The following is a 7,375-nucleotide window of genomic DNA, read 5'->3' on the forward strand; positions in this document are numbered from 1 at the left end:
GCTCACCTCAACTTCGGGTCGAGGGCCTCGCGGACCGCGTCGCCCAGCATCACGAACGCCAGGACGGTCGCGGTCAGGAAACCCGCCGGGAACAACAGCATGTGCGGTGCGACGCGCACGTAGTTGCGTGCGTCGGAGATCATCACGCCCCACGACACGGCGGGGTCGCGCAGGCCAATGCCGAGGAACGACAGCGTGGCCTCCGCGCCGATGAACGCGCCGAGCGCGATCGTGCCGTACACGAGCACCGGCGCGAGGCAGTTCGGCAGCATGTGCTTGAAGATGATCCGCGACGACGAAGCGCCGAGCGCACGCGCCGCCTTCACGTAGTCCTGCTGCTTCGCCGCGATCGCCGCTGAGCGCATGATCCGCATCGCCACTGGCCACGACAGCACGGCGATCGACGCGACCACCGCGAACACGATCGGCAACGCGCCTCTGACCTCCGCGTTGCGCACCAGGTTCAGGATCACGATCGCGCCGAGCACGAACGGCAGGCCGAAGAAGACCTCACCGACGCGGGAGATCAGCCCGTCGACCCACCGGCCGAAGTATCCGGCGATGATGCCGAACAGGCCGCCGATCAGCACGGTCAGCACGCTCGCCGCGAGCCCGACGAGCAGCGTCCACCGCGCGCCGTACACCACGCGGGCGTAGACGTCGCGGCCCTGCAGGTCGTAGCCGAACCACGCGTCGCCGGACGGCGGCTGCCGCGAGAAGTCCAGGTCCTTGTGGTTCGGGTCGACCGAGGTGAACCAACTCGGGAAGATCGCGATGACCGTCAACAGCAGGATCACCGCGCCCGCGATGATGAACAGCGGGCGGCGGCGCACGTCCCGCCACGCGTCCGACCACAGGCTGCGTGGCTTGCCGGGAGACCCGCTCTGGTGCTCCGGCGCGGTCACGTATGCCGAGACGCCCTGGTCTGCCGCGGTCGCCGCCGCGGCGGTGGTGGGATCAGTCATAGCGGATCCTCGGGTCGAGAACGGCGTACATCAGGTCGATGAACAGGTTGATCAGCAGGAAGACCAGCACCAGCAGCACGACGACCCCGGTCACGATCGCGCCCTGCTTGTCGTTGATCCCGTCGAACACGAGCTTGCCGATGCCGTGGATGCCGAAGATGCCCTCGGTGACGATCGCGCCGCCCATCAGGTTGCCGATGTCGGTGCCGAGGAACGTGATCACCGGGATCGCGGAGTTGCGCAGCAGGTGCACGCCGACGATCCGCCGTCTCGGCTGGCCCTTCGCGAGCGCGGTGCGCATGTAGTCGGCGCGCCGGTTCTCGGCGATCGACGCCCGCGTCAGACGGGACACGTACGCCATGGACAGGCTGCCGAGCACGAACCCGGGGATGATCAGCTCGCTCCACGTCGCCTCGGACGAGACGGTCGGGGACAGGATCTCCAGCTGGAAACCGAGCACGATCTGGATCACGAAACCCGTGACGAACGTGGGGATCGCGATCAGGAACAGCGTCGACACCAGCACCAGGTTGTCGAGGAAACCGCGCCCGCGCAGCCCGGTGACGACGCCAGCGGTGACACCGATGACGGCCTCGATGAGCACGGCGATCACCGCGAGCCGCAGCGACACCGGCGCCGCGTTCGCGATCATGTCGCCGATCGACTGCTCGGCGTAGGTCTGCCCGAAGTCACCGGTGAGCAGGGTCCCCATGTACTTCAGGTACTGCACGACGACGTTGTCGTCGAGGTTGTACTTGTCGGTCATCGCCGCGACGAACTGCGGCGGGCATGGCCGCTCGCCACACATCCCGGTGAACGGGTCGCCGGGCACCGCCCACACCAGGAAGTAGATGAGGAACGTGGTGCCGACGAACACCGGGATCAGTTGCAGCAGCCTGCGAATTACGTAGCGCCCCATGGCATCTCCCTAACCCCCGAGCGGGCCGGCCCCCGTCCAGGGGAGCCGGCCCACACCCGCAGCGCTATTTGACCTCGACGTAGGAAAGGTCGAGCTCACGCTTCGGAGTCAGCCGCACGTTGGTCAACTGTTCCGACCAGCAGCTGATGGACGGGGTGTTCCACAGTGGAACGGCGGGCATGTCCTCGGCGACCAGCTCCTCCGCCTCGTGGTAGAGCTGGTACGCCTCCTCCTCGGTCGCCGCCTTGTCGGCCGCCGCGAGCTTCGCGTCGACCTCCGGGTTGGAGTAGCCGTTGTCGTTCGACGAGCCACCGGTGCGGTAGATCGGGTTCAGGAAGTTCTCGATCAGCGGGTAGTCGGCGAGCCAGCCGGACCGGTACAGCTGGTCCATCTCCCGCGCCTCGATCGCCTGCCGAACCTGGCTGAACTGCGGCACCGGCTCGAAGGTGCACTCGACGCCCAGGGTCTCCTGGATCGACCCGCACACCGCCTCGATCCACTCCTTGTGGCCGTTGTCGGCGTTGCTGGTGATCTGGATGGGGCCGGTCCAGCCCGACTTGTCGAAGAGCTTCTTCGCCTCGTCCGGCTTGAACTCGCAGTACTCGCCGCAGGCGCCGTCCTCGTAGCCGGGCACCAGGTCCATGCCGTAACCGGACAACGGCTTGCGGTTGCCCTCGAAGATCGTCTTGGTGACGGCCTCACGGTCGATCGCCATCGACACCGCGTGCCGGAAGTCGACGTTCTGGTACTTCGGGTCGTAGACCGGGAACGACATGGTCTGGACCGCCATGACCGGGTAGGCCTTGGCGCGGCCGGGCAGGTCGGTCTCCCACACGTTGCCCGCGATGGCCTGCGGCGGCGCGGTGTCGATGAAGTCGAGCTGGTTGCCCTTGACCGCGGCATAGGCGGCGTCCGCGTCGGTGAAGACGAACTTCACCTTCTTGATCTTCGGCTTGTCGTCGCCCTTGTAGTCCTCGTAGCGCTCGATCTGCAGCTCCTGGTCGGGCACCCGAGCCACGTACTTGAAGGAGCCGTTGCCGATCGGGTTCTTCTTCCACGCCTCGGGGTCGGCGAAGAACGAGTCCGGCATCGGCATGAACGCCGCGTAGCCGGTCTTGGTCTTGAAGATCGCGTGCGGTTCCGTGAACTTGATCTTGAACTCGTAGTCGTTGACCTCGGTCAGGCCGGACAGCTCCTTGGCCTTCGGGGTCGCGGGCTGCTGCGGGGCGTCCGGACCGTCCGGGTCCGGCGTGTGCACGTCGGCGAAGCCCTCGATCTGGGCGAAGAAGCTCCCGTGCTGCTGCCCGTTGGGGCTGTACGCGGTGTAGTTCCAGGCGTCGATGTAGTTGTGCGCCTTGACTTCCGTGCCGTCGTGGAACGTCCAGCCCTTCTTGAGCTTGACCGTGTACTCGTCCGGCGCGGTCAGCTCGAAGGACTCCGCGTTCGCGAGGCCAGCCTCGCCAGAGACCGGGTCGTAGTCCATCAGGCCGGTGAACAGCGCGTCGACGATCTTGCCGCCGCCGGTCTCGCTGGTGTCACCCGGCACGAGCGGCCGCGCGGGTTCACTGCCGAAGACGGAGATCTCGACCGACTCGTTCTTGGCCGGATCACCGCCGCCCGCACCTGGTTCTTCGCTGCCACCTTCGTCACCACTGCTGCAACTCGTGACGGCGAGTGCCGCTGCGAGTGGTATCACTCCAGCCGCCAACCAGCGCGGTCTACGCATGGGGGTCCTCCTCCAAAACTGGCCATCCTCCCGGAATGTGAGAGGACGTTAACGGTCCGGAGTTGTCACGCCCAGGCGCACCGGCGTCACAAAGGAGTCACAATCTCCGTGCAAAGGCACCAAACTGGACGCAGTGCAGCGGCGCGGTGACGCGCAGCTATCGATCGCGGGGTCAGTTCGTTCCCTTGCACCGCATGGTGAACGGGCGCCCGGGCGCCGTTTCAGCGCAAGGAAAGCGCGATCCCATCGAGGATGTCGTGCTCGGAAACGAGCAGCTCATCGATACCGGCGGCGTCCGCGAACCGCTCCGCGAGCACCTCCGTGATCAGGGCACCGCCACCGATCACGTCGACCCTCCCCGGGTGGATGGTGGGGATCGCGGCCCGCTCTTCATGTGTGGCACCGAGCAGGTGCTGGGCCGTTCGGCCGATCGCGTCGCGCGAAAGGCGGGACAGGTGCGTGCGTTCGGAGTCGTACGCGGGCAGATCCTGCGCGATCGCCGACAAGGTCGTGACCGTGCCCGCGACACCGACCCAGGTTCGCGCCTGCGCGATCGGCACGGCGTCGAACGCGGGCGCCAGCACCTCGGCGGCGAACGCGCGGGCCGCCGCGATCTCCTTCTCCGTCGGCGGATCGCCGCGCAGGCACCGTTCCGTGATCCGCACACAGCCGATGTCGACGGACAACGCACCGGTGACCTCGGCGTTCTTGCCATCCCACGTACCGACGACCAGCTCGGTGGACCCACCGCCGAGATCGGTCACGACGAACGGCCCGTCGTCGGGTTCGAGGTCGCCGACGGCGCCGATGAACGACAGCCGCGCCTCCTCGTCACCGGTGATGACCTCGGCCTCGACGCCGAGAAGTTCCTTGGTCATGGCGAAGAACTCGGCGCGGTTGGTGGCGTCGCGGGTGGCGGAGGTGGCGACCATGCGCACCCGCTCGGCGCCCTTGCGGCGGCAGATCGCCGCGTAGGCGGCGAGTGCGTCCCTCGTGCGTGCGATGGCCGCGTCGGACAGCCGTTTCGTCGCGTCCACACCCTCGCCGAGCCGGACGATCCGCATCTCCCGGTGCACGTCACGGAGGTGGGCGGTGCCGTCGTCGTGCTCGGTCACATCCGCGACCAGAAGGCGGATCGAGTTGGTTCCGCAGTCGATCGCCGCAACACGTGCCATGCCGCTCAGCCTAGGCCGAACGCCACATCGCCTTCCCACCAGCGTTGTTCAGCGGCCTCGACGTGATGGTGAACAACGTCGGAGCCCGCTCTTCACCGGCGTGAAGTGCAGAACCGGGCCGGACCTGTGGTCCGACCCGGTTCAGTACACCCATATATACAGTCAGGACGTCGGCACGACCGAGCTCGACGTGCTGATCGAGGAACCCGCGGCGCTCGAGGTGCTGCTCAAGGTGCCCGCACTGCTCGAGTTCGAGGACGGACCACCGTCGGGCGACGTGCCGACCGCGCTGGTCGAAGGCGTCGTCGTCAACGGCGGGAGCGGCGACTGGGTCACCTCGCAGCCCGGCAGGGGCGACGTCGTGGTTGTGGTCGTGGTCGACGTGGACGTCGGCGGTGTCGTCGTGGTCGTCGAGGTCGTCGGCGTCGTGGACAGGCACGGCGGCGTGGTCGGCGTCGTGGTCGTCGACGTCGGCGGCTGCGGCCCCGGGCTCGACGTGTTCGGCGGCTTCGGCGTGTTCGTGCTCGGCGTCGGCTTCGGCGGCTGGTGGCCGATCGACGGCGGGCCGGACGCGAACGCGTCGGTGTCCGGAAGCACCGGGTCGGACGCCATCGGCACGACGCCGCGCGCGTAGGCCTCTGCCCACGACAGCACCGTCGCCACGTAGCTGTTCGAGTGGTTGTAGCGGAACACGGCCGTCGCGCGGTCCCGAGGGTTCGACATGTCGAGGCCGCCGGAGCACAGGTACTTGCCCGCCGCGACCGTCGCGTCGTACACGTTGTGCGGGCTGCGCTCACCATCGCCGTTGCCGTCGGACGCGTAGCCGTTCCACGTCGACGGGATGAACTGCATCGCGCCGACCGCGCGGTCCCAGCGGGCGTCGCCGTCCCACCTGCCGCCGTCGGTGTCCCGGATCGCGGCGAAACCGCCGCCGTTCAGCACCGGGCCGAGGATCTTCGGCGTGGTGTTGCCCTTGGCGTCGAGGCGGCCGCCCCGCGCGTGGTTGGACTCGATCCGGCCGATGCTCGCGATCAGCGACCAGTGGAGGTTGCAGTTCGGCTGGGCCGACGCGAGTTCCTCCGCCGCCTGCAGGTAAGCCTCGAGCATGGTGCCGTTGATGCCGAGCTTGCCGCTCGGTGCGTCCTGCCCCAGATCGAGGAGCTTGTCGAGGTCGTCCACCCCGTCGAGCAGGTCGGCGCCGATCTCGTCGTCCTCGGCCAGGCGCCCGGAGGCGCTCACCGAACCGGGATCGGTCATGCCGTTCAGGCCGTCGCCGACACCACCCGCGACCTGGGTGGCGCTACTGGCCTGGCTGATCGGTTCACCTGCGACGGCCGCGGCCACCAGCAACACGGTGCTGGTCGCCGCCGCGAGCTTTCTGCGGCGTCTCCGCAACCGCCGCTCGGCCGCCTTTCCGTTCCCCGCACTCACCTGAACCGAACCCCTTCGCTGAGTTTCACGGACAGGTCGCCATCCGTCGCAGCCTGTGTTTCGCCTGCCACCGTCTCACGAACCATCATCACAGGAAAGGGGTCATCCGACGGTCAAGCGGAAACCTTCCGCCTCTCTGACGTATATATAGGGCCCCCTGGTTGCCCTTTCAGGTATGCCCGGTGGCCGAGGGCGAAACTTGCCGTTTACCAGTTACCGCGAGTCCGGGTCAGCGCAGTCACCCGATGGCCAGTCCGCCTTCATCAAGGCGACGGTCTCGTCGCCGAAGGGGTTCACGCCCGGCCCGGCCGCCAGCGCGTGCGCGACGTGGACGTGCAGGCACTTGACCCGGCCGGGCATGCCACCAGCACTCACGTCCGTGCCGAGCGGCTCGATCGCGTTCCGCTCGGCCAGGTACGACCGGTGCGCGGCGAGGTAGGCCGCGGCCAGATCCTCGTCGTCGGCGAGTCGCGCGGTCATCTCCTTCATCAGCCCGCTCGCCTCGAGCGTGCTGGTCAGCGACGTCAGCCGGGGGCAGGTCAGGTAGTACAGCGTGGGGAACGGCGTGCCGTCCTCCAGCCGGGGACTCGTCTTGATCACCGCCGGGTGCCCGCTCGGGCAGCGGTACGCCACCTCGCGGATCGCCCTCGGCGCCCTGCCCAACTGTGCCGCGACGGCGGCACGATCGGCCTCACTGACCGCCGGTGCCCCGCCGCTCACTCCGACACCGCGTTCCACAGCAGCTGGTACCACGACTGCTCTTTCACCTTGTCCTGCTCCGGTTCCTTCGGGTCGCCGCCCTTGTTCTCCGGCAGCTCCACGATGTACGGCGTCTCCCCCGGCATCACGTACCGCAGCCGCCGCCGCGCCTCCGCCTCGACCTGCGCCGGGTCGTCCAGCTCCGCCTTGCGTGCCTCGAGCGCGTCGACCTGCTCCCGCAGCTCGGCCTTCAGCTGCTCCTGCCGCGCCACGTCGTCACGCTGACCGAGGTAGGTGCGCAGCGGCACCGCCACCGACAACGCCAGCGCACAGAACACGATCGCGAAGACCGCGGCCCGGCGGGTGGTCGAGATCCCGAAGGTGGCCGCCGCGCGCACGGTCCTGCCGCGGGCCGTGCGCCCGGGGGACACCGGACGCGCGGGCCTGCCGTCCCGTGGCC

General features: G+C 68.4%; 7 protein-coding genes. All 7 read right to left on the reverse strand.

The window, feature by feature from the left end; translation table 11 throughout:
• Positions 1-2: 2 nt before the first annotated feature.
• Positions 3-965: an ABC transporter permease gene (locus WBA97_RS25905; RefSeq protein WP_424233524.1), complete on the reverse strand. Its 963-nt coding sequence runs from the start codon at positions 963-965 to the stop codon at positions 3-5.
• A complete protein-coding gene (locus WBA97_RS25910; RefSeq protein WP_424233525.1) occupies positions 958-1,884 on the reverse strand; it encodes an ABC transporter permease in 927 nt (308 codons plus the stop codon). Before WBA97_RS25910 ends, WBA97_RS25905 begins: the two co-directional genes overlap by 8 nt.
• 64 nt (positions 1,885-1,948) lie before the next feature.
• Positions 1,949-3,610: a peptide ABC transporter substrate-binding protein gene (locus tag WBA97_RS25915; protein ID WP_424233526.1), complete on the reverse strand. Its 1,662-nt coding sequence runs from the start codon at positions 3,608-3,610 to the stop codon at positions 1,949-1,951.
• A gap of 221 nt (positions 3,611-3,831) precedes the next feature.
• Positions 3,832-4,785, reverse strand: coding sequence for an exopolyphosphatase (locus tag WBA97_RS25920; protein ID WP_424233527.1), 954 nt, complete (start codon positions 4,783-4,785; stop codon positions 3,832-3,834).
• A gap of 162 nt (positions 4,786-4,947) precedes the next feature.
• Entirely contained in the window at positions 4,948-6,216 is a 1,269-nt protein-coding gene (locus WBA97_RS25925) for a lytic transglycosylase domain-containing protein (protein WP_424233528.1), read from the reverse strand.
• Between the two features lie 213 nt (positions 6,217-6,429).
• Positions 6,430-6,936 carry a DUF501 domain-containing protein gene (locus tag WBA97_RS25930; protein ID WP_424233529.1) on the reverse strand — a complete coding sequence of 169 codons (507 nt, stop codon included), beginning with the start codon at positions 6,934-6,936 and terminating at the stop codon, positions 6,430-6,432.
• The coding region (locus WBA97_RS25935) for an FtsB family cell division protein (RefSeq protein ID WP_424233530.1) at positions 6,933-7,375 on the reverse strand (443 nt) is incomplete at its 5' end. The genes WBA97_RS25930 and WBA97_RS25935, both read right to left, overlap by 4 nt.

Origin of the sequence: Actinophytocola sp., assembly GCF_049647105.1 — a bacterium.
Lineage (GTDB): Bacteria > Actinomycetota > Actinomycetes > Mycobacteriales > Pseudonocardiaceae > Actinophytocola.